The sequence below is a fragment of the Lentzea sp. NPDC036955 genome, assembly GCF_055608005.1.
The window spans coordinates 60,420-78,115 of sequence record NZ_JBVJRC010000005.1; the positions used below are offsets into that span (position 1 = coordinate 60,420).

Annotated in this window: 31 protein-coding genes; all 31 read left to right on the forward strand. The window is 67.0% G+C overall.

Going from position 1 to position 17,696, the window contains the following annotated elements; all coding sequences use genetic code 11:
- Nucleotides 1-23 precede the first annotated feature (23 nt).
- On the forward strand, nucleotides 24-674 hold the full coding sequence (gene rplC / locus ACZ7CF_RS17500; protein ID WP_360395731.1) for a 50S ribosomal protein L3: 651 nt from the start codon (nucleotides 24-26) through the stop codon (nucleotides 672-674).
- Nucleotides 674-1,360 (forward strand): 50S ribosomal protein L4, encoded by a 687-nt coding sequence (rplD, locus tag ACZ7CF_RS17505; RefSeq protein WP_360395732.1) that lies wholly within the window; start codon nucleotides 674-676, stop codon nucleotides 1,358-1,360. Before rplC ends, rplD begins: the two co-directional genes overlap by 1 nt.
- On the forward strand, nucleotides 1,357-1,656 hold the full coding sequence (gene rplW / locus ACZ7CF_RS17510; RefSeq protein WP_065915972.1) for a 50S ribosomal protein L23: 300 nt from the start codon (nucleotides 1,357-1,359) through the stop codon (nucleotides 1,654-1,656). Before rplD ends, rplW begins: the two co-directional genes overlap by 4 nt.
- Before the next feature lie 19 nt (nucleotides 1,657-1,675).
- Nucleotides 1,676-2,509: a 50S ribosomal protein L2 gene (gene rplB / locus ACZ7CF_RS17515; protein WP_065915973.1), complete on the forward strand. Its 834-nt coding sequence runs from the start codon at nucleotides 1,676-1,678 to the stop codon at nucleotides 2,507-2,509.
- 18 nt (nucleotides 2,510-2,527) lie between these two features.
- A complete protein-coding gene (gene rpsS / locus ACZ7CF_RS17520; protein ID WP_030478300.1) occupies nucleotides 2,528-2,809 on the forward strand; it encodes a 30S ribosomal protein S19 in 282 nt (93 codons plus the stop codon).
- Between the two features lie 34 nt (nucleotides 2,810-2,843).
- Entirely contained in the window at nucleotides 2,844-3,242 is a 399-nt protein-coding gene (gene rplV, locus ACZ7CF_RS17525) for a 50S ribosomal protein L22 (protein WP_285643061.1), read from the forward strand.
- Nucleotides 3,242-4,075: a 30S ribosomal protein S3 gene (gene rpsC / locus ACZ7CF_RS17530; RefSeq protein ID WP_360395734.1), complete on the forward strand. Its 834-nt coding sequence runs from the start codon at nucleotides 3,242-3,244 to the stop codon at nucleotides 4,073-4,075. The genes rplV and rpsC overlap by 1 nt, the downstream gene beginning before the upstream one ends.
- A 3-nt stretch (nucleotides 4,076-4,078) precedes the next feature.
- Nucleotides 4,079-4,498 (forward strand): 50S ribosomal protein L16, encoded by a 420-nt coding sequence (gene rplP, locus ACZ7CF_RS17535; protein WP_030473461.1) that lies wholly within the window; start codon nucleotides 4,079-4,081, stop codon nucleotides 4,496-4,498.
- Nucleotides 4,498-4,740: a 50S ribosomal protein L29 gene (rpmC, locus tag ACZ7CF_RS17540; protein WP_053733144.1), complete on the forward strand. Its 243-nt coding sequence runs from the start codon at nucleotides 4,498-4,500 to the stop codon at nucleotides 4,738-4,740. The genes rplP and rpmC overlap by 1 nt, the downstream gene beginning before the upstream one ends.
- Nucleotides 4,737-5,018, forward strand: a complete 282-nt coding sequence (rpsQ, locus tag ACZ7CF_RS17545) for a 30S ribosomal protein S17 (RefSeq protein ID WP_089949051.1) — start codon at nucleotides 4,737-4,739, stop codon at nucleotides 5,016-5,018. Before rpmC ends, rpsQ begins: the two co-directional genes overlap by 4 nt.
- A gap of 70 nt (nucleotides 5,019-5,088) precedes the next feature.
- Nucleotides 5,089-5,457 carry a 50S ribosomal protein L14 gene (gene rplN, locus ACZ7CF_RS17550; RefSeq protein ID WP_089915281.1) on the forward strand — a complete coding sequence of 123 codons (369 nt, stop codon included), beginning with the start codon at nucleotides 5,089-5,091 and terminating at the stop codon, nucleotides 5,455-5,457.
- Between the two features lie 2 nt (nucleotides 5,458-5,459).
- Complete coding sequence (gene rplX / locus ACZ7CF_RS17555; protein ID WP_045309812.1) at nucleotides 5,460-5,774, forward strand: 50S ribosomal protein L24; 315 nt, start codon at nucleotides 5,460-5,462, stop codon at nucleotides 5,772-5,774.
- 2 nt (nucleotides 5,775-5,776) lie between these two features.
- Nucleotides 5,777-6,340: a 50S ribosomal protein L5 gene (gene rplE, locus ACZ7CF_RS17560; protein ID WP_360395736.1), complete on the forward strand. Its 564-nt coding sequence runs from the start codon at nucleotides 5,777-5,779 to the stop codon at nucleotides 6,338-6,340.
- Nucleotides 6,341-6,344: 4 nt separating this feature from the next.
- Nucleotides 6,345-6,530: a type Z 30S ribosomal protein S14 gene (locus tag ACZ7CF_RS17565; RefSeq protein WP_030473455.1), complete on the forward strand. Its 186-nt coding sequence runs from the start codon at nucleotides 6,345-6,347 to the stop codon at nucleotides 6,528-6,530.
- Nucleotides 6,531-6,645: 115 nt separating this feature from the next.
- Nucleotides 6,646-7,044 (forward strand): 30S ribosomal protein S8, encoded by a 399-nt coding sequence (gene rpsH / locus ACZ7CF_RS17570; protein WP_030473454.1) that lies wholly within the window; start codon nucleotides 6,646-6,648, stop codon nucleotides 7,042-7,044.
- Nucleotides 7,045-7,056: 12 nt separating this feature from the next.
- Nucleotides 7,057-7,596, forward strand: a complete 540-nt coding sequence (rplF, locus tag ACZ7CF_RS17575) for a 50S ribosomal protein L6 (protein ID WP_090094708.1) — start codon at nucleotides 7,057-7,059, stop codon at nucleotides 7,594-7,596.
- A 1-nt stretch (nucleotide 7,597) separates the two neighbouring features.
- On the forward strand, nucleotides 7,598-7,999 hold the full coding sequence (gene rplR / locus ACZ7CF_RS17580; protein ID WP_360395738.1) for a 50S ribosomal protein L18: 402 nt from the start codon (nucleotides 7,598-7,600) through the stop codon (nucleotides 7,997-7,999).
- A 34-nt stretch (nucleotides 8,000-8,033) separates the two neighbouring features.
- On the forward strand, nucleotides 8,034-8,642 hold the full coding sequence (rpsE, locus tag ACZ7CF_RS17585) for a 30S ribosomal protein S5 (protein ID WP_030473451.1): 609 nt from the start codon (nucleotides 8,034-8,036) through the stop codon (nucleotides 8,640-8,642).
- Nucleotides 8,643-8,644: 2 nt separating this feature from the next.
- On the forward strand, nucleotides 8,645-8,830 hold the full coding sequence (gene rpmD, locus ACZ7CF_RS17590) for a 50S ribosomal protein L30 (protein ID WP_045309828.1): 186 nt from the start codon (nucleotides 8,645-8,647) through the stop codon (nucleotides 8,828-8,830).
- Nucleotides 8,827-9,267, forward strand: coding sequence for a 50S ribosomal protein L15 (gene rplO, locus ACZ7CF_RS17595; RefSeq protein WP_360395741.1), 441 nt, complete (start codon nucleotides 8,827-8,829; stop codon nucleotides 9,265-9,267). Before rpmD ends, rplO begins: the two co-directional genes overlap by 4 nt.
- A 591-nt stretch (nucleotides 9,268-9,858) precedes the next feature.
- The gene (gene secY, locus ACZ7CF_RS17600) at nucleotides 9,859-11,172 is read left to right on the forward strand and encodes a preprotein translocase subunit SecY (protein WP_360396061.1); all 1,314 of its coding nucleotides are present in this window, start codon (nucleotides 9,859-9,861) and stop codon (nucleotides 11,170-11,172) included.
- Nucleotides 11,172-11,732 (forward strand): adenylate kinase, encoded by a 561-nt coding sequence (locus ACZ7CF_RS17605; RefSeq protein WP_360395742.1) that lies wholly within the window; start codon nucleotides 11,172-11,174, stop codon nucleotides 11,730-11,732. Before secY ends, ACZ7CF_RS17605 begins: the two co-directional genes overlap by 1 nt.
- A gap of 53 nt (nucleotides 11,733-11,785) precedes the next feature.
- Entirely contained in the window at nucleotides 11,786-12,559 is a 774-nt protein-coding gene (gene map / locus ACZ7CF_RS17610; protein ID WP_360395744.1) for a type I methionyl aminopeptidase, read from the forward strand.
- A gap of 342 nt (nucleotides 12,560-12,901) precedes the next feature.
- Complete coding sequence (gene infA, locus ACZ7CF_RS17615) at nucleotides 12,902-13,123, forward strand: translation initiation factor IF-1 (RefSeq protein WP_005166804.1); 222 nt, start codon at nucleotides 12,902-12,904, stop codon at nucleotides 13,121-13,123.
- Between the two features lie 25 nt (nucleotides 13,124-13,148).
- Nucleotides 13,149-13,262 (forward strand): 50S ribosomal protein L36, encoded by a 114-nt coding sequence (rpmJ, locus tag ACZ7CF_RS17620; RefSeq protein WP_010148647.1) that lies wholly within the window; start codon nucleotides 13,149-13,151, stop codon nucleotides 13,260-13,262.
- A 217-nt stretch (nucleotides 13,263-13,479) separates the two neighbouring features.
- Nucleotides 13,480-13,860 carry a 30S ribosomal protein S13 gene (gene rpsM, locus ACZ7CF_RS17625; protein WP_053733134.1) on the forward strand — a complete coding sequence of 127 codons (381 nt, stop codon included), beginning with the start codon at nucleotides 13,480-13,482 and terminating at the stop codon, nucleotides 13,858-13,860.
- A gap of 37 nt (nucleotides 13,861-13,897) precedes the next feature.
- Nucleotides 13,898-14,305: a 30S ribosomal protein S11 gene (gene rpsK, locus ACZ7CF_RS17630; RefSeq protein ID WP_086669042.1), complete on the forward strand. Its 408-nt coding sequence runs from the start codon at nucleotides 13,898-13,900 to the stop codon at nucleotides 14,303-14,305.
- 23 nt (nucleotides 14,306-14,328) lie between these two features.
- Nucleotides 14,329-14,934, forward strand: a complete 606-nt coding sequence (rpsD, locus tag ACZ7CF_RS17635; RefSeq protein WP_089915251.1) for a 30S ribosomal protein S4 — start codon at nucleotides 14,329-14,331, stop codon at nucleotides 14,932-14,934.
- 148 nt (nucleotides 14,935-15,082) lie between these two features.
- Nucleotides 15,083-16,141, forward strand: coding sequence for a DNA-directed RNA polymerase subunit alpha (locus ACZ7CF_RS17640; protein WP_053733132.1), 1,059 nt, complete (start codon nucleotides 15,083-15,085; stop codon nucleotides 16,139-16,141).
- A 48-nt stretch (nucleotides 16,142-16,189) separates the two neighbouring features.
- Complete coding sequence (gene rplQ / locus ACZ7CF_RS17645) at nucleotides 16,190-16,798, forward strand: 50S ribosomal protein L17 (protein ID WP_360395745.1); 609 nt, start codon at nucleotides 16,190-16,192, stop codon at nucleotides 16,796-16,798.
- A gap of 56 nt (nucleotides 16,799-16,854) precedes the next feature.
- On the forward strand, nucleotides 16,855-17,646 hold the full coding sequence (gene truA / locus ACZ7CF_RS17650; protein WP_360395747.1) for a tRNA pseudouridine(38-40) synthase TruA: 792 nt from the start codon (nucleotides 16,855-16,857) through the stop codon (nucleotides 17,644-17,646).
- The last annotated feature ends 50 nt before the right edge of the window (nucleotides 17,647-17,696 follow it).

Sequence of the window (17,696 nt, forward strand, 5' to 3'; positions counted from 1 at the left end):
TGGGCGCGGAGAGTAACGGACCAATGTCTGACAGGCAGATGAAGGGCATCCTGGGCACCAAGCTCGGCATGACTCAGGTCTTCGACGAGAACAACCGGGTCGTCCCGGTGACCGTCGTCAAGGCTGAGCCCAATGTCGTGACCCAGGTTCGCACCGAAGAGAAGGACGGCTACACCGCCGTCCAGCTGGCGGCCGGCGCGATCGACCCGCGCAAGGTCAACAAGCCCGTCGCGGGCCACTTCGCCAAGGCCGGGGTCACGCCCCGTCGCCACCTGGTGGAGCTGCGCACGGCGGACGCCGGCGAGTACACGGTCGGCCAGGAGATCACCGCTGAGGTGTTCGAGGCCGGCGCTGTTGTCGACATCACCGGCACCAGCAAGGGCAAGGGCACCGCGGGTGTCATGAAGCGCCACAACTTCCGGGGTCTCGGCTCCAGCCACGGCACCCAGCGCAAGCACCGCTCGCCGGGTTCCATCGGCGGCTGCGCCACCCCGGGTCGCGTCTTCAAGGGTCTGCGCATGGCCGGCCGCATGGGCCACGAGCGCGTGACGACCCAGAACCTGAAGGTGCACAAGATCGACGTGGAGAACGGCCTGCTGCTCATCAAGGGCGCGGTTCCCGGTCCCAAGGGCGGTCTGGTGTTCGTCAAGACTGCTGCGAAGGGTGGTGCCTGATGTCGACGGTTGAGATCCGTACGCCGGACGGCAAGTCCGCCGGCACGGTCGAGCTCCCCTCGGCTGTTTTCGACGCGCAGGCGAACGTCGCGCTGCTGCACCAGGTCGTCGTGGCCCAGCAGGCCGCCGCGCGCCAGGGCACGCACTCGACGAAGACCCGCGGCGAGGTGTCCGGTGGTGGCAAGAAGCCGTACCGCCAGAAGGGCACCGGTCGTGCCCGCCAGGGTTCGACGCGTGCGCCGCAGTTCGCCGGCGGTGGCGTCGTCCACGGCCCGCAGCCGCGCGACTACTCGCAGCGGACGCCCAAGAAGATGAAGGCCGCCGCTCTGCGCGGTGCCCTCTCCGACCGGGCCCGCGCCAACCAGGTGCACGTCGTGTCCGGCCTGGTGGACGGGGACACCCCGTCGACCAAGTCCGCGCGCAAGGTCCTGGAGTCGGTCACCCAGGCCCGTCGCGTCCTCGTGGTGCTCAACCGCACCGACGAGGTCTCGTGGGTCAGCGTGCGCAACCTGCAGCACGTGCACGTGATCGCGCCCGACCAGCTCAACACCTACGACGTGCTCGTCAACGACGACGTGGTGTTCACCAAGGACTCGCTCGACGTGTTCCTCGCCAGCAAGGCCCAGTCGGGTTCTGGCTCGGCTGAGGCCACGGCGACCGTGGTGGACGAGGAGGCCTCGAAGTGATCCCCGACCACAGGGACATCTTGCTCGCGCCGGTGATCTCCGAGAAGTCCTACGGACTGCTCGAGGAGAACAAGTACACCTTCCTGGTGGCGCCGGGTTCGAACAAGACCCAGATCAAGATCGCCGTGGAGAAGGTCTTCGGCGTGAAGGTCGTCAGCGTCAACACCATCAACCGGCAGGGCAAGCGCAAGCGCACCCGCACCGGGTTCGGCAAGCGCAAGGACACGAAGCGCGCGATCGTGACGCTGTCGGCTGACAGCAAGGCGATCGAGATCTTCGGCGGCCCTGCCGCCTGATGACGAGGACTGCGTAGAGATGGGCATTCGCAAGTACAAGCCGACGACTCCCGGTCGTCGCGGTGCGAGCGTCTCCGACTTCGCCGAGATCACTCGGTCGACTCCGGAGAAGTCGCTGATCCGCCCGCTGCACAAGCTGGGTGGCCGCAACGCCTCGGGCAAGATCACCACGCGGCACAAGGGTGGCGGTCACAAGCGGGCTTACCGCCTGATCGACTTCCGCCGCAACGACAAGGACGGCATCCCGGCCAAGGTCGCTCACATCGAGTACGACCCCAACCGCACCGCCCGCATCGCGCTTCTGCACTACGCCGACGGCGAGAAGCGCTACATCATCGCCCCGGAGAAGCTCAAGCAGGGTGACACGGTTGAGAACGGCCCCAAGGCCGACATCAAGCCGGGCAACAACCTGCCGCTGCGCAACATCCCGGTCGGTTCCGTGATCCACGCGATCGAGCTCCGCCCCGGCGGCGGCGCGAAGATGGCGCGCTCGGCCGGTGCCTCGGTCCAGCTCGTGGCCAAGGACGGTCCGTACGCCCAGCTGCGCCTCCCCTCGGGTGAGATCCGCAACGTGGACGTGCGCTGCCGCGCCACGCTCGGCGAGGTCGGCAACAAGGACCACCAGAACATCAACTGGGGCAAGGCCGGCCGCATGCGGTGGAAGGGCAAGAAGCCCACCGTCCGCGGTGTCGCGATGAACCCGGTCGACCACCCGCACGGTGGTGGTGAGGGCAAGACCTCCGGTGGTCGCCACCCGGTCAACCCGGCTGGTAAGCCCGAGGGTCGTACCCGCCGCCGCAAGCCAAGCGACAAGCTCATCGTCCGGCGTCGTCGCACCGGTAAGAAGCGCTGAGCAGGGAGGGAGTGAAGGATGCCTCGCAGCCTTAAGAAGGGTCCCTTCGTCGACGACCACCTGCTCAAGAAGGTGGACGTTCAGAACGAAGCGGGCAAGAAGACCGTCATCAAGACGTGGTCCCGCCGGTCCACGATCATCCCGGACATGCTGGGTCACACCATCGCGGTGCACGACGGCCGCAAGCACGTCCCGGTGTTCGTGACCGAGGCCATGGTCGGGCACAAGCTGGGCGAGTTCGCCCCGACCCGGACCTTCAAGGGCCACATCAAGGACGACCGGAAGTCTCGTCGCCGCTAGGCGCCGAACTGAGAAGAGCAAGGGAAAAGCAGCGATGAACGCCCGTAAGGACGCTGAGGCGCAGGAGTTTCCGCGCGCCGTGGCTCGGGCTCGTTACGTTCGCGACACCCCCATGAAGGTGCGTCGCGTCATCGAGCTCATCAAGGGTCGTAACGCCAGCGAGGCCCTGGCCGTGCTCCAGTTCGCGCCCCAGGCCGCCTCTGAGCCGGTCGCGAAGGTGCTCGCCAGCGCCATGGCCAACGCCGAGAACAACCTGTCCCTGGACCCGTCCACCCTCTGGGTGTCGGTGGCCTACGTGGACGAGGGTCCGACCCTCAAGCGTTTCCGCCCGCGTGCCCAGGGCCGCGCGTACCGGATCCGCAAGCGGACGTCGCACATCACCATCGAGGTGGAGTCGCGTCCGAAGAAGACCAGCGCGAAGGGAACCCGGTAGTGGGCCAGAAGATCAACCCGCACGGCTTCCGGCTGGGGATCACCACCGACTGGAAGTCCCGCTGGTACGCCGACAAGCAGTACGCCGAGTACGTGGCGGAGGACGTCAAGATCCGCCGCCTGCTCGGCAAGGGCATGGAGCGTGCCGGCATCTCCAAGGTGGAGATCGAGCGGACCCGTGACCGGGTGCGCGTCGACATCCACACCGCCCGGCCGGGCATCGTCATCGGCCGCCGCGGTGCCGAGGCGGACCGCATCCGCGGTGAGCTGGAGAAGCTCACCAAGAAGCAGGTCCAGCTGAACATCCTCGAGGTCAAGAGCCCCGAGTCGGACGCGCAGCTCGTGGCACAGGGTGTCGCCGAGCAGCTGTCCAACCGCGTCGCCTTCCGGCGCGCGATGCGCAAGGCCATCCAGTCGGCCATGCGTTCGCCGCAGGTCAAGGGCATCCGCGTGCAGTGCGGCGGTCGCCTCGGCGGCGCCGAGATGTCCCGCTCGGAGCACTACCGCGACGGCCGCGTGCCGCTGCACACGCTCCGCGCCAACATCGACTACGGCTTCTTCGAGGCCCGCACCACGTTCGGCCGCATCGGCGTGAAGGTGTGGATCTACAAGGGCGACATCGTCGGTGGCATCTCGGCCAAGCGCGCGCTCGACGCGGCCCCGGCTCAGGGAGCCGACCGCGCCCCGCGCCGCGACCGCGGCGAGCGTCCGAACCGGGCCCGTCGCTCGGGTGCCAGCGGCACCACCGCGACGAGCACCGAGGCCGGCCGTGCCGCAGCTGACGCCACGGCGTCGGCCGAGGCCCCGGCTGCTGCAGAGAAGACGGAGAGCTGAGTCATGCTCATCCCTCGTAGGGTCAAGCACCGCAAGCAGCACCACCCCAAGCGGTCGGGTGCTGCCAAGGGCGGCACGAAGGTCACCTTCGGTGAGTACGGCATCCAGGCTCTCGAGCCGGCCTACGTCACCAACAGGCAGATCGAGTCCGCTCGTATCGCCATCACGCGCCACATCCGTCGTGGCGGCAAGGTCTGGATCAACATCTTCCCGGACCGTCCGCTGACGAAGAAGCCGGCCGAGACCCGCATGGGTTCCGGTAAGGGTTCGCCGGAGTGGTGGGTGGCCAACGTCAAGCCGGGTCGCGTCCTCTTCGAGATGGCCTTCCCGAACGAGCAGGTGGCCCGCGAGGCTCTTCGCCGCGCGATCCACAAGCTCCCGATGAAGTGCCGCATCGTTACGCGTGAGGGTGGTGAGTTCTGATGGCAGCGGGTACCACCGCTTCTGAGCTGCGTGAGCTCACCGAGGAAGAGCTCGTGCTGCGTCTGAAGGAGTCGAAGGAAGAGCTCTTCAACCTTCGCTTCCAGATGGCCACGGGCCAGCTCGACAACAACCGGCGGCTGCGCACGGTCCGGCACGAGATCGCCCGGATCTACACCGTGATGCGGGAGCGGGAGCTCGGGCTCTCCGTCACGCCGGATTCCACTGGTGAGGGTGCGGCATGACCGAAAGCAACGAAGTCCAGACCGAGAAGCGCAACGACCGCAAGGTCCGCGAGGGCCTCGTCGTGTCCGACAAGATGGACAAGACGATCGTCGTGGCGCTCGAGGACCGCAAGAAGCACCCGCGTTACTCCAAGATCATGCGCTCCACCACCAAGGTGAAGGTGCACGACGAGGAGAACGCGGCGGGCGTCGGCGACCGCGTCCTGCTCATGGAGACCCGGCCTCTGTCGGCGACCAAGCGCTGGCGGCTCGTCGAGATCCTCGAGAAGGCCAAGTAAGTCCTTTCTAGACAGACCGAGCCCGTCGGGTCGGAAATCCGGCGGGCCAGGAATGGTCAGGAGCAGGTAAGTGATTCAGCAGGAGTCGCGGCTTCGTGTCGCCGACAACACCGGTGCGAAGGAGATCCTTTGCATCCGTGTTCTCGGTGGTTCGGGCCGCCGCTACGCGGGCATCGGCGACATCATCGTCGCGACCGTCAAGGACGCGATCCCCGGTGCCGGCGTGAAGAAGGGTGACGTCGTCAAGGCCGTCATCGTCCGCACCGTCAAGGAGCGCCGTCGCGCGGATGGCTCGTACATCCGCTTCGACGAGAACGCCGCCGTGCTCATCAAGAACGACAACGAGCCGCGCGGTACCCGCATCTTCGGCCCGGTCGGCCGCGAGCTGCGCGACAAGAGGTTCATGAAGATCATCTCGCTGGCTCCGGAGGTGCTCTGACCATGAAGGTGAAGAAGGGCGACACGGTCGTCGTAATCGCCGGCAAGGACAAGGGCGCGAAGGGCAAGGTCATCCAGGCCTACCCGGAGACCGGCAAGGTCCTGGTCGAGGGCGTCAACCGGATCAAGAAGCACACCAAGATCACGCAGACCCAGCGGGGCGCGCAGTCGGGTGGCATCGTGACCCAGGAAGCCCCGATCAACGTCTCCAACGTGATGGTGGTCGACTCGGACGGCAAGCCGACCCGCGTTGGTTACCGTACGAACGACGAGGGCAAGCGGGTCCGCATTTCCCGTCGTAACGGGAAGGACATCTGATCATGACTACCGCAGAGAAGATCATCCCGCGGCTCAAGACGCGCTACCGCGACGAGGTCAAGGGCGAGCTGCAGAAGCAGTTCTCCTTCGCCAACGTGATGCAGATCCCCGGCGTCGTCAAGGTCGTCGTCAACATGGGTGTCGGCGACGCCGCCCGTGACGGCAAGCTGATCGACGGTGCCGTCAAGGACCTGTCGATCATCACCGGCCAGCGTCCCGAGATCCGTCGGGCCCGCAAGTCCATCGCGCAGTTCAAGCTGCGCGAGGGCATGCCGATCGGCGCGCGCGTCACGCTGCGCGGCGACCGCATGTGGGAGTTCCTCGACCGCCTGCTGACGATCGCTCTCCCGCGCATCCGCGACTTCCGCGGACTCTCGGGCAAGCAGTTCGACGGCAACGGCAACTACACGTTCGGTCTGAACGAGCAGTCGATGTTCCACGAGATCGACCCCGACTCGATCGACCGTCCCCGCGGCATGGACATCACCGTCGTCACCACCGCCACGAACGACGAGGAGGGCCGGGCGCTGCTGAAGCTCCTGGGCTTCCCGTTCAAGGAGAACTGAGTCGATGGCCAAGAAGGCGTTGATCAACAAGGCCGCGAAGAAGCCGAAGTTCAAGGTCCGGGGCTACACCCGGTGCCAGCGTTGCGGCCGCCCCCACGCGGTGTTCCGCAAGTTCGGCCTCTGCCGGATCTGCCTGCGCGAGATGGCTCACCGCGGTGAGCTGCCTGGCGTGAGCAAGTCCAGCTGGTAATTCAGAGCACCATTACTTCGCTGTAGGCCCGCACGCGACCGTCCTGGCCCCTTCACGGGGGCCAGGTCTGGACCCCGAGCGGTGAACCGCAGCGAGAAAGGTTGACCAGGTCACCATGACGATGACCGACCCGATCGCAGACATGCTCACTCGTCTGCGCAACGCGAACTCGGCTTACCACGACAAGGTCGTGATGCCGCACTCGAAGCTGAAGGCCAACATCGCCGAGATCCTCAAGCGCGAGGGCTACATCGCCTCGTACCGCGACGAGGAGGGCGAGGTCGCGAAGAACCTCGTCGTCGAGCTGAAGTACGGCCCGAACCGGGAGCGCAGCATCGCCGGCCTCCGCCGCGTGTCGAAGCCCGGCCTGCGCGTGTACGCGAAGTCCACCGGTCTGCCCCGAGTTCTCGGTGGCCTCGGTGTGGCGATCATTTCGACCTCTGGTGGTCTCATGACCGACCGCCAGGCCAACAAGGCAGGCGTGGGCGGAGAAGTCCTCGCCTACGTTTGGTAAGGGGGAGTAGACATGTCGCGCATCGGTAAGCAGCCGATCATTGTCCCCTCCGGGGTCGACGTGAACATCGCCGGTCAGGACGTGAGCATCAAGGGCCCCAAGGGCACCCTGACGCTGACGATCGCTGAGCCGATCAGCCTGGAGAAGGCTGAGGACGGCACTCTCGAGGTCAAGCGCCCGAACGACGAGCGCCGCAACCGCGCGCTCCACGGCTTGTCGCGCACGCTGGTGCACAACATGGTCGTCGGTGTGACCCAGGGTTACGAAAAGAAGATGGAAATCCACGGCGTCGGTTACCGCGTCGCGCTCAAGGGCTCTGAGCTCGAGTTCGCGCTCGGTTACTCCCACCCCGTCAAGGTCGAGGCCCCCGCGGGCATCACCTTCGCGGTGGAGACCCCGACCCGCTTCTCCGTCTCGGGTATCGACAAGCAGCTGGTCGGTGAGGTCGCCGCCAACATCCGCAAGCTGCGCAAGCCCGACCCGTACAAGGGCAAGGGCGTCCGCTACTCGGGCGAGAAGATCCGTCGCAAGGTCGGAAAGACGGGTAAGTGACATGAGCGAGTCGACTGTTACGAAGCGCAAGCCGGTGGGCAAGGACATCTCCACCAGGCGTCGTGTTGCCAAGGCCCGTCGCCACTTCCGCCTCCGCAAGAAGGTCAACGGAACGGCCGAGCGCCCGCGCCTGGTCGTGCACCGTTCGTCGAAGCACATCACCGTGCAGATCATCGACGACCTGAAGGGCCACACGGTCGCGTCCGCTTCCTCCATGGAGGCCGACGTCCGTGCCCTGGAGGGCGACAAGAAGGCCCGCGCGGCCAAGGTCGGCCAGCTGGCCGCGGCCCGTGCCAAGGACGCCGGTGTCACGGCGGTCGTGTTCGACCGCGGCGGCAACGCGTACCACGGCCGGATCGCTGCTCTGGCGGATGCCGCTCGCGAGGCGGGGCTGGAGTTCTGACAATGATCATCACTGGAATTGAGAGGGACGCCTGATGCCAGGACGTACGCGTCGCGAAGGCGGCGGGGGCGAGCGCGGAGAGCGCCGCGACCGTCGTGACGGCGGCCGCGGCGGCGCGGCCCAGGAGAAGACCCCGCACCTCGAGCGCGTGGTTGCGATCAACCGCGTGTCCAAGGTGGTCAAGGGTGGTCGTCGCTTCAGCTTCACCGCCCTCGTGGTGGTGGGCGACGGCGACGGCATGGTCGGCGTCGGCTACGGCAAGGCCAAGGAAGTTCCCGCGGCCATCGCCAAGGGTGTCGAGGAAGCGAAGAAGAACTTCTTCCGCGTGCCTCGCATCGCCGGCACCATCCCGCACCCGGTGCAGGGTGAGAAGGCCGCCGGTGTGGTCCTGCTGCGTCCGGCCTCGGCCGGTACCGGTGTCATCGCGGGTGGCGCCGTCCGCGCCGTCCTCGAGTGCGCCGGCGTGCACGACGTGCTGTCGAAGTCGCTCGGCTCCGACAACGCGATCAACATCGTGCACGCGACCGTGGCGGCCCTCAAGGGCCTGCAGCGTCCCGAAGAGGTCGCGGCCCGTCGTGGCCTGCCCCTCGAGGACGTCGCCCCCGCCGGCATGATCCGCGCTCGCGCGGGCCAGGGGGTGTGATCATGGCTCAGCTGAAGATCACGCAGGTTCGCAGCACCATCGGTACCAAGCACAACCACCGCGAGTCGATGCGCACCCTCGGGCTGCGCAAGATCCGCCAGTCGGTCGTGCGTGAGGACACCCCCCAGGTGCTCGGCCTGATCCACGCCGTGCGCCACCTGGTGGTTGTTGAGGAGGTCCAGTCGTGACCATCAAGATTCACGACCTGCGTCCTGCCCCCGGGGCCAAGACCGCCAAGACCCGCGTCGGTCGTGGTGAGGGCTCCAAGGGCAAGACCGCCGGCCGCGGTACGAAGGGCACGGGCGCTCGCAAGAACGTCTCGCCGCGCTTCGAAGGTGGCCAGATGCCGCTCCAGATGCGGCTGCCCAAGATGAAGGGCTTCAAGAACCCGTTCCGCACCGAGTACCAGGTCGTGAACGTCTCCGACATCGCTGCCTCGTTCCCCGAGGGCGGTTCGGTCGACGTCGCCGCGCTGGTGCTGGCCGGGCTGGTCCGCAAGGGCTCGCTCGTCAAGGTGCTGGGTGACGGTGAGGTCAGCGTCAAGCTCGACATCACCGCGAACAAGTTCTCCAAGACCGCTGTGGAGAAGATCGCTGCTGCGGGTGGGACGACCACGGTCGCCTGATCCGCGGGACTGTCCGAAGGGCCTCGGGGCGTTGCCCCGGGGCCCTTCGGCGTTTCCGGGGGACGTGGCCGCGAGCGCGGTGGCGGTGACGGCGACGTCGGCGCGGAACCGCTCGCGGAGGGCCTTGACGCCTCGCCTTCGGCGTCGGCTGGGCCGGTGCGGCCCGATCGTGCTGCGGCGCGACTCCGCGGCCCGACCGTGGTGCAACCCGACCGTGGTGCGGTGCGGCTCGGCAGCGCGACGCGGTGCGGCGCGATTCGGCGCGCGTGCGGGGTTCTGCGAACAGCTGAACTTTCCGCCCGATCGGAGGGAACACGAAGAGTGGTGTGGACGTTCCGCCGGGTCTGTTCTGGCTGCTGGTAGCACGGATTGTCCGGGTTCGGTACCCCGAAAGGACCAGTGGACCGGGCAGAGATCAACCGAGTTGAACCTGTGATTGGCCACTGGGTACGACCAGGTGGTGGGGGGCTGTTAGTGTTGCGGGCTGAACCCGGATGTCCTCCGGGTTGCTTGGTCGTGGCTACCTACCTCGGCCCTGCCATCTACCGCATGCGCCGGTCCCTGGGGGTCGGCAACGCTCAGGAGGTTCGCGTGCTCGGCGCATTCCGCTCGGCTCTCGCGACGCCGGATCTACGCAAGAAGATCCTCTTCACGCTCGGGATCATCATTGTGTACCGGCTTGGTGCGACCATGCCCGCGCCGGGCGTGTCCTTCAAGAACGTGCGGGCGTGTGCCGAGCAGCTCGAAGGCCAGAACATCTACTCGCTGATCAACCTGTTCAGCGGTGGTGCGTTGCTCAACCTGTCGGTGTTCGCGCTGGGGATCATGCCCTACATCACCGCGAGCATCATCATCCAGCTGCTCACCGTGGTCATCCCGCGGTTCGAGCAGCTGAAGAAGGAAGGGCAGGCCGGGCAGGGCAAGCTCACGCAGTACACCCGCTACCTCACGATCGGGCTGGCGATCCTGCAGTCCACCGGTCTGGTGGCGCTGGCGGTGCGCGGGCAGCTGTTCGGTGAGTGCGACCAGGACGTCATCCCCGGCAAGGACAGCATCTTCACGCTGATCGTGCTGGTCATCACGATGACGGCCGGTACCTCGGTCATCATGTGGCTGGGTGAGCTGATCACCGAGAAGGGCATCGGCAACGGCATGTCGTTGCTGATCTTCACCGGCATCGCCGCCCGCATCCCGGCCGAGGGCAAGAACATCTGGGACAAGGACCAGTCGCGGATCACCTTCGTCCTCGTCATCATCGCCGCTCTGATCATCATCGCGAGCGTCATCTACGTCGAGCAGGCGCAGCGCCGCATTCCGGTGCAGTACGCCAAGCGCATGATCGGTCGCCGCATGTACGGCGGCACCTCGACCTACCTTCCGTTGAAGGTGAACCAGGCCGGCGTCATCCCGGTCATCTTCGCCTCGTCGCTGCTCTACCTGCCGGACCTGATCGTCCGCCTCACGAACTCCACGGGTGAGCCCAACTGGTTCACCACGTTCGTGCAGACCTACCTGGTCAAGCAGTCGAGCTGGGTGCACATCAGCGCGTACTTCCTGCTGATCGTCTTCTTCACCTACTTCTACGTCGGCATCACGTTCAACCCGGACGAGCGCGCTGACGAGATGAAGAAGTTCGGTGGCTTCATCCCCGGCATCCGTCCCGGTCGCCCGACCGCCGAGTACCTCAAGTTCGTCCTGGGCCGCATCACGCTGCCCGGTTCGCTCTACCTCGGCATCGTGGCGATCCTGCCGAACCTGTTCCTCGACATCACCAGCGAGGGCCAGAACCAGAACTTCCCGTTCGGCGGTACCGCGGTTCTGATCATGGTCGGTGTCGGTCTCGACACCGTGAAGCAGATCGAGAGCCAGCTCATGCAGCGCAATTACGAAGGGTTCCTCCGCTAGTGCGACTTGTTCTCGTTGGCCCGCCGGGTGCGGGCAAGGGCACTCAGGCCGAGGTGCTGAGCACCAAGCTCGGCGTGCCGCACATCTCGACGGGCGACCTCTTCCGGTCACACATCAGCAACCAGACCGAGCTCGGGCTGGAGGTGCAGAGCATCCTCGACGAGGGCGCTCTCGTACCGGACAGCATCACGAACGAGATGGTGCGCAAGCGCTTGGCCGAGTCCGACGCCACGGACGGGTTCCTGCTCGACGGGTTCCCGCGCAACGTGGCGCAGGCCGACAAGCTCGCTGAGTTCCTCTCGGTCGACGGACACGGGCTCGACGCGGTGCTGGAGTTCCGGGTCGACGAGGACGTCGTGGTGGAGCGGTTGCTGGCGCGCGGGCGCACGGACGACAAGGAAGAGGTCATCCGGCACCGGCAGCAGGTGTACCGCAACGAGACCGCGCCGCTGCTCGACTACTACGCGGACAAGGTCATCACCATCGACGCCGTCGGTGAGATCGACGAAATCAGTGAGCGGGCCCTCGCTGCGCTGCACGCGCTGCGCGGCGAGAAGTGACCGGTGGACTGCTCGACCGACTCCGGTCTCTAGTTTCCCCAGGCAGTGAACGCATGATCGAGATCAAGACCCGCGGCCAGCTGGAGGCCATGCGCGCCTCCGGCCTGGTCGTGGCCAGGGCCCTGCGCAACGTCGTCGACGCGGTCAAGGTCGGTGTCTCCACGCAGGAGCTCGACGAGATCGCGGAGCAGACGATCCGCGACGCCGGCGCCGTCCCGTCGTTCAAGGGCTACCACGGGTTCCCCGCGAGCATCTGCGCCTCCGTGAACGAGCAGATCGTCCACGGCATCCCCAGCAGCAAGCAGGTGCTGGCCGAGGGCGACCTCATCTCCATCGACTGCGGTGCCATCCTCGACGGCTGGCACGGCGACTCGGCGGTCACCGTGGGCGTCGGCGAGCTCTCGCCGGCCGACCACCGGCTCTCCGAGGCGACCAGGCTGTCGATGCTCGCGGGCATCGAGGCCGCGGTGCCCGGCGGGAAGCTCACCGACATCTCGTTCGCCATCGAGTCCTCGGCGATCGAGTCCGGTGAGCGCGACGGCATCGAGTACGGCATCGTCGCGGACTACGGCGGCCACGGCATCGGCACCAAGATGCACATGGACCCGTTCCTGCCGAACTACGGCAAGCCCGGCAAGGGCCCGCGCCTGAAGGTCGGCATGGCCATCGCGATCGAACCGATGCTCACGCTCGGCTCCGACGACTCCCAGGAGCTGGACGACGGCTGGACCGTCGTCACGCTCGACGGGACGCGGGCCGCGCACTGGGAGCACTCGGTCGCCATCACCGAGGACGGCCCCTGGGTGCTCACCGCGCCCGAGAAGTGACCCGGCAGCACCACGAACGTCTCCGGCACGGCCCCCGTCTCCACGCGAGGCGGGGGCCGTGCCGTTGTCGCGCCCCGAGTGGCGAGCGGGCCGCCGTCGGACCTGAGCTCCGGTCCCGCGCTCGTCGACGCAGCTCAGCGGTGTTCCAGCGACACCGCGCACAGGCGGCGCGGCACTGTTCAGCGGGGCGCACGGGGCCCGATTTGGGTTGCCGGGGTGAACTGCGTACACTGGTCAGGTGGCGCACCCGTAGCGCCGGTTCTGTCGTGCCCTTCAAGGTGAGATCGAGCCGGGCCGAAACGCGTCCAAAGGTTATTATCACCGTCACGAAACGCGGAGGACATGGGCAAGAAGGACGGGGCCATTGAGGTCGAGGGCCGCGTAGTCGAGCCGCTCCCCAACGCGATGTTCCGCGTCGAGTTGGAGAACGGTCACAAGGTACTCGCGCACATCAGCGGCAAGATGCGTCAGCACTACATCCGCATCCTCCCTGAGGACCGGGTTGTCGTGGAGCTCTCGCCCTACGACCTGTCCCGCGGGCGCATCGTCTACCGCTACAAGTGACCTCCAATAGCAGGAGACTTCAGGCGTGAAGGTCCAGCCGAGCGTCAAGAAGATCTGCGACAAGTGCAAGGTGATCCGCCGTCACGGCCGGGTCATGGTGATCTGCGAGAACCTGCGCCACAAGCAGCGCCAGGGCTGAGCAGCTCCACCACGCGCTCGTCGAGACCTTCGATGACGCAGTAACGAGAAACTCCTCGCACCTGCCGCACGCAGGGCTTCAAGCGTGCGGACACCCCCGGATTCCAGGCCGGGGCCGGGACACCGGCTGTGAGAGCAGCCGGAACGACACAGCGAGTCAGTCGCCGGAACTGGGCGAGGAGCAGACCTGGAAGTAATCGACAGGAGTTAACCGCCACATGGCACGACTCGCTGGCGTCGACCTCCCCCGCGAAAAGCGGATGGAGATCGCGCTCACCTACATCTTCGGCATCGGCCGCACCCGTTCCAAGGAGGTGCTGGCCGCCACGTCGATCTCGCCCGACCTCCGGGTGAAGGATCTGACGGACGACGACGTCGCCACCCTGCGGGACTACATCGAGAACAACTTCAAGGTCGAGGGTGACCTCCGTCGCGAGGTCGCGGCCGACATCCGTCGCAAGATGGAGATCGGCTGCTACGCGGGTCTTCGGCACCGTCGCGGCCTGCCCGTTCGCGGGCAGCGCACCAAGACGAACGCTCGTACCCGCAAGGGTCCGAAGAAGACCGTGGCCGGCAAGAAGAAGGCCGGCAAGAAGTAAGACCTCGGGTCTGCTGCCCTCAACTTAGGAGTTTGCTTTGCCACCGAAGTCCCGCACGGGCGCCGGGGTCAAGAAGATCCGGCGCAAGGAAAAGAAGAACGTCTCGCACGGCCAGGCGCACATCAAGAGCACGTTCAACAACACCATCGTGTCCATCACGGACCCGATGGGCAACGTGATCTCGTGGGCGTCCGCCGGCCACGTCGGCTTCAAGGGTTCTCGCAAGTCCACGCCGTTCGCGGCGCAGATGGCTGCCGAGAACGCCGCCCGCAAGGCCGCAGAGCACGGCATGCGCAAGGTGGACGTGTTCGTCAAGGGTCCCGGCTCCGGCCGTGAGACCGCGATCCGTTCGCTGCAGGCCGCCGGTCTCGAGGTCGGCACCATCCAGGACGTGACCCCGCAGCCCCACAACGGCTGCCGCCCGCCCAAGCGGCGCCGGGTCTGAGGCACGGGGAGGAGTAAGAACTAATGGCTCGTTACACGGGACCCGCGACGCGCATCTCGCGTCGCCTGAAGGTCGACCTCGTTGGTGGGGACCAGGCCTTCGAGCGCCGTCCGTACCCGCCCGGCCAGCACGGCCGCGGCCGGGTCAAGGAGTCCGAGTACCTGCTGCAGCTCCAGGAGAAGCAGAAGGCTCGCTACACCTACGGCGTTCTTGAGCGGCAGTTCGTCCGCTACTACAAGGAAGCGGTTCGCCGCCCCGGCAAGACCGGCGAGAACCTGCTCCAGATCCTCGAGGCCCGCCTCGACAACGTGGTGTACCGCGCGGGCCTCGCCCGCACGCGTCGCCAGGCCCGTCAGCTGGTCGCTCACGGTCACTTCCTGGTCAACGGCCACAAGGTGAACATCCCGAGCTACCAGGTGTCGAAGTTCGACATCATCGACGTGAAGCCGAAGTCCATGCCGACGCTGCCCTTCGAGGCTGCTCGCGCGTCCTTCGGTGACCGCCCGATCCCGGCTTGGCTGCAGGTCGTCCCCTCGAACCTGCGCATCCTCGTGCACCAGCTGCCCGAGCGCGCGCAGATCGACACGCCTGTCACCGAGCAGCTCATCGTCGAGCTCTACTCGAAGTGATCCTCTCCGGGCGGCTGTCCCTCGTGGACGGTCGCTCGGGTCGGGTCCCGCATCGGCGCGAAGGGTGTGCCGAGTGCGTTTGCCGGTCTCCGCACCGGCGTCGTGACGGCGTCAAATAGCGGGCGTCGTTGTAGAAAGGTTGAACCCAGTGCTGATTTCCCAGCGCCCCTCGCTCGGCGAGGAAGCGGTCTCCGAGACCCGTTCCCGGTTCGTCATCGAACCGCTGGAGCCGGGCTTCGGCTACACGCTCGGCAACTCGATCCGCCGCACGCTGCTCTCGTCGATCCCCGGTGCTGCTGTCACGAGCATCCGCATCGACGGCGTGCTGCACGAGTTCACCACGGTTCCCGGGGTGAAGGAGGACGTCACCGACGTCATCCTGAACCTGAAGGAGCTCGTCGTCTCGTCCGAGGAGGACGAGCCGGTGACCATGTACCTGCGCAAGCAGGGCCCCGGTGTGGTGACCGCGGGCGACATCGTGCCTCCGGCCGGTGTCACCGTGCACAACCCCGACCTGCACATCGCGACCCTGAACGGCAAGGGGAAGCTGGAGATCGAGCTCGTCGTCGAGCGCGGTCGCGGCTACGTCCCGGCTGTCCAGAACAAGCAGGCGGGCGCCGAGATCGGCCGCATCCCCGTCGACTCGATCTACTCGCCGGTTCTCAAGGTGACGTACAAGGTCGAGGCGACGCGTGTTGAGCAGCGGACGGACTTCGACAAGCTGATCCTCGACGTGGAGACCAAGCCCTCGATCACCCCGAGGGACGCGGTTGCCTCCGCGGGCAAGACCCTGGTGGAGCTGTTCGGCCTCGCTCGCGAGCTGAACATCGACGCCGAGGGCATCGAGATCGGCCCGTCGCCGGCCGAGGCCGACACCATCGCCGCGTTCGCGATGCCGATCGAGGACCTGGACCTCACCGTCCGGTCCTACAACTGCCTCAAGCGGGAAGGCATCCACACCGTCGGCGAGCTGGTTTCGCGCAGCGAAGCGGACCTGCTGGACATCCGCAACTTCGGTGCGAAGTCGATCGACGAGGTCAAGATGAAGCTCGTCGGCCTCGGCCTCGCGCTGAAGGACTCGCCTCCTGGGTTCGACCCGTCCGCCGCCGCGTCGGACTACCACCCGTCCGACACGGGCTGGGGTGCCGGCGCAGGCCTGGACCCCCACGACGACGGCCAGGACTACGCGGAGACCGAGCAGCTCTGAGGCTCTGAACCAGAGCTAGAGGATCTCTTTCAGGTACAGGAGTAAGCGATGCCCACCCCTACCAAGGGCCCCCGGCTCGGTGGGTCCCCGGCACACGAGCGGCTGCTGCTCGCCAACCTGGCGACGGCGCTGTTCGAGCACGGCCGGATCAAGACCACTGAGGCGAAGGCGAAGCGGCTGCGTCCGTACGCCGAGAAGCTGATCAGCAAGGCCAAGGTCGGCGACCTGCACAACCGCCGCGAGATCATGAAGTTGATCCGCGACAAGGACGTCGTGCACAAGCTGATCGCCGAGATCGGTCCGTTCTTCAGCGACCGTTCCGGTGGTTACACCCGCATCACCAAGACGCTGGCGCGCAAGGGCGACAACGCCCCCATGGCCATCATCGAGCTGGTGCAGCAGAAGCTCGTCTCCACGGAGGCCGAGGCTGCGCGCAAGACCAAGTTCGCCAAGGACGAGAAGCCGGCCGCCGCCGAGGCCCCGGTCGTCGAGGCGGACGACGAGGTGAAGGACCAGGACGCCGACGCGCCCGAGTCCGCCACCAAGGACGCCGCCGAGGAGCCCGCTGAGGGTGCCGTCGAGGTTGACGGCGAGCCGTCGGCCGAGGACGTCAAGGCGGAAGAGGCCAAGGACGAGTCCGCCAAGGACAAGTCCTGAGTCTGACCGCTGACGAGCCCGCCGTTCCCGCTTCCGGGGACGGCGGGCTCGTTCGTGTGCGCCTTGATCTCGGTTACGACGGCACCGAGTTCTCCGGCTGGGCCCGCCAGCCCTCCCGCCGGACGGTGTGCGGTGTCCTGGAAGACACCATGTCGATGGTGCTGCGCGAGGACGTCGTCCTGACCGTCGCGGGCCGCACCGACGCCGGTGTGCACGCCTCCGGGCAGGTCGCCCACGCCGACCTGCCCGCGTCCCTGGACGTCGCCGCTTTCCCGAAGCGCCTGGCGCGTGCGCTGCCTTCGGACGTGCGGGTCTTCTCCGCCAGGGTCGTGCCCGCCGCGTTCGACGCGCGGTTCTCGGCCCTGCGCCGCCACTACGAGTACCGCGTGACCGACGCGCCGTTCGGTGCGCACCCGTTGCGCCGCCTGGACACGCTGGCCTGGCCACGCCCCCTGGACGTCGGCGCGATGAACGCCGCCGCGACGTTGTTGCTGGGGGAGCACGACTTCTGCGCGTTCTGCAAACGCCGCGAGGGCGCCACGACGATCCGCGAGCTGCAACGGCTCGAACTGGTCCGTGCCGGGAACGACGGTGTGATCACCGCGTTCGTGTCCGCCGACGCCTTCTGCCACTCGATGGTCAGGTCGCTCATCGGGGCGCTGCTGGCCGTCGGGGAGGGGCGGAAGCCGGTGGAGTGGCCCGGTGGGCTGCTGTCGCTGCACGGGCGGGCCAGCGGGGTCACCGTGGCGCCGGCGCACGGCTTGTCATTGGTTCGGGTGGACTTCCCGGCCGACGAGGAGCTGGCCGCGCGGGCCGAGGCGACCCGCCGGGTGCGCACCCTGTCCTGAGCTGTCACCGGCCGTGTCCTCCTCCCGCGCAAAGGGGAGGAGCCCCCGGT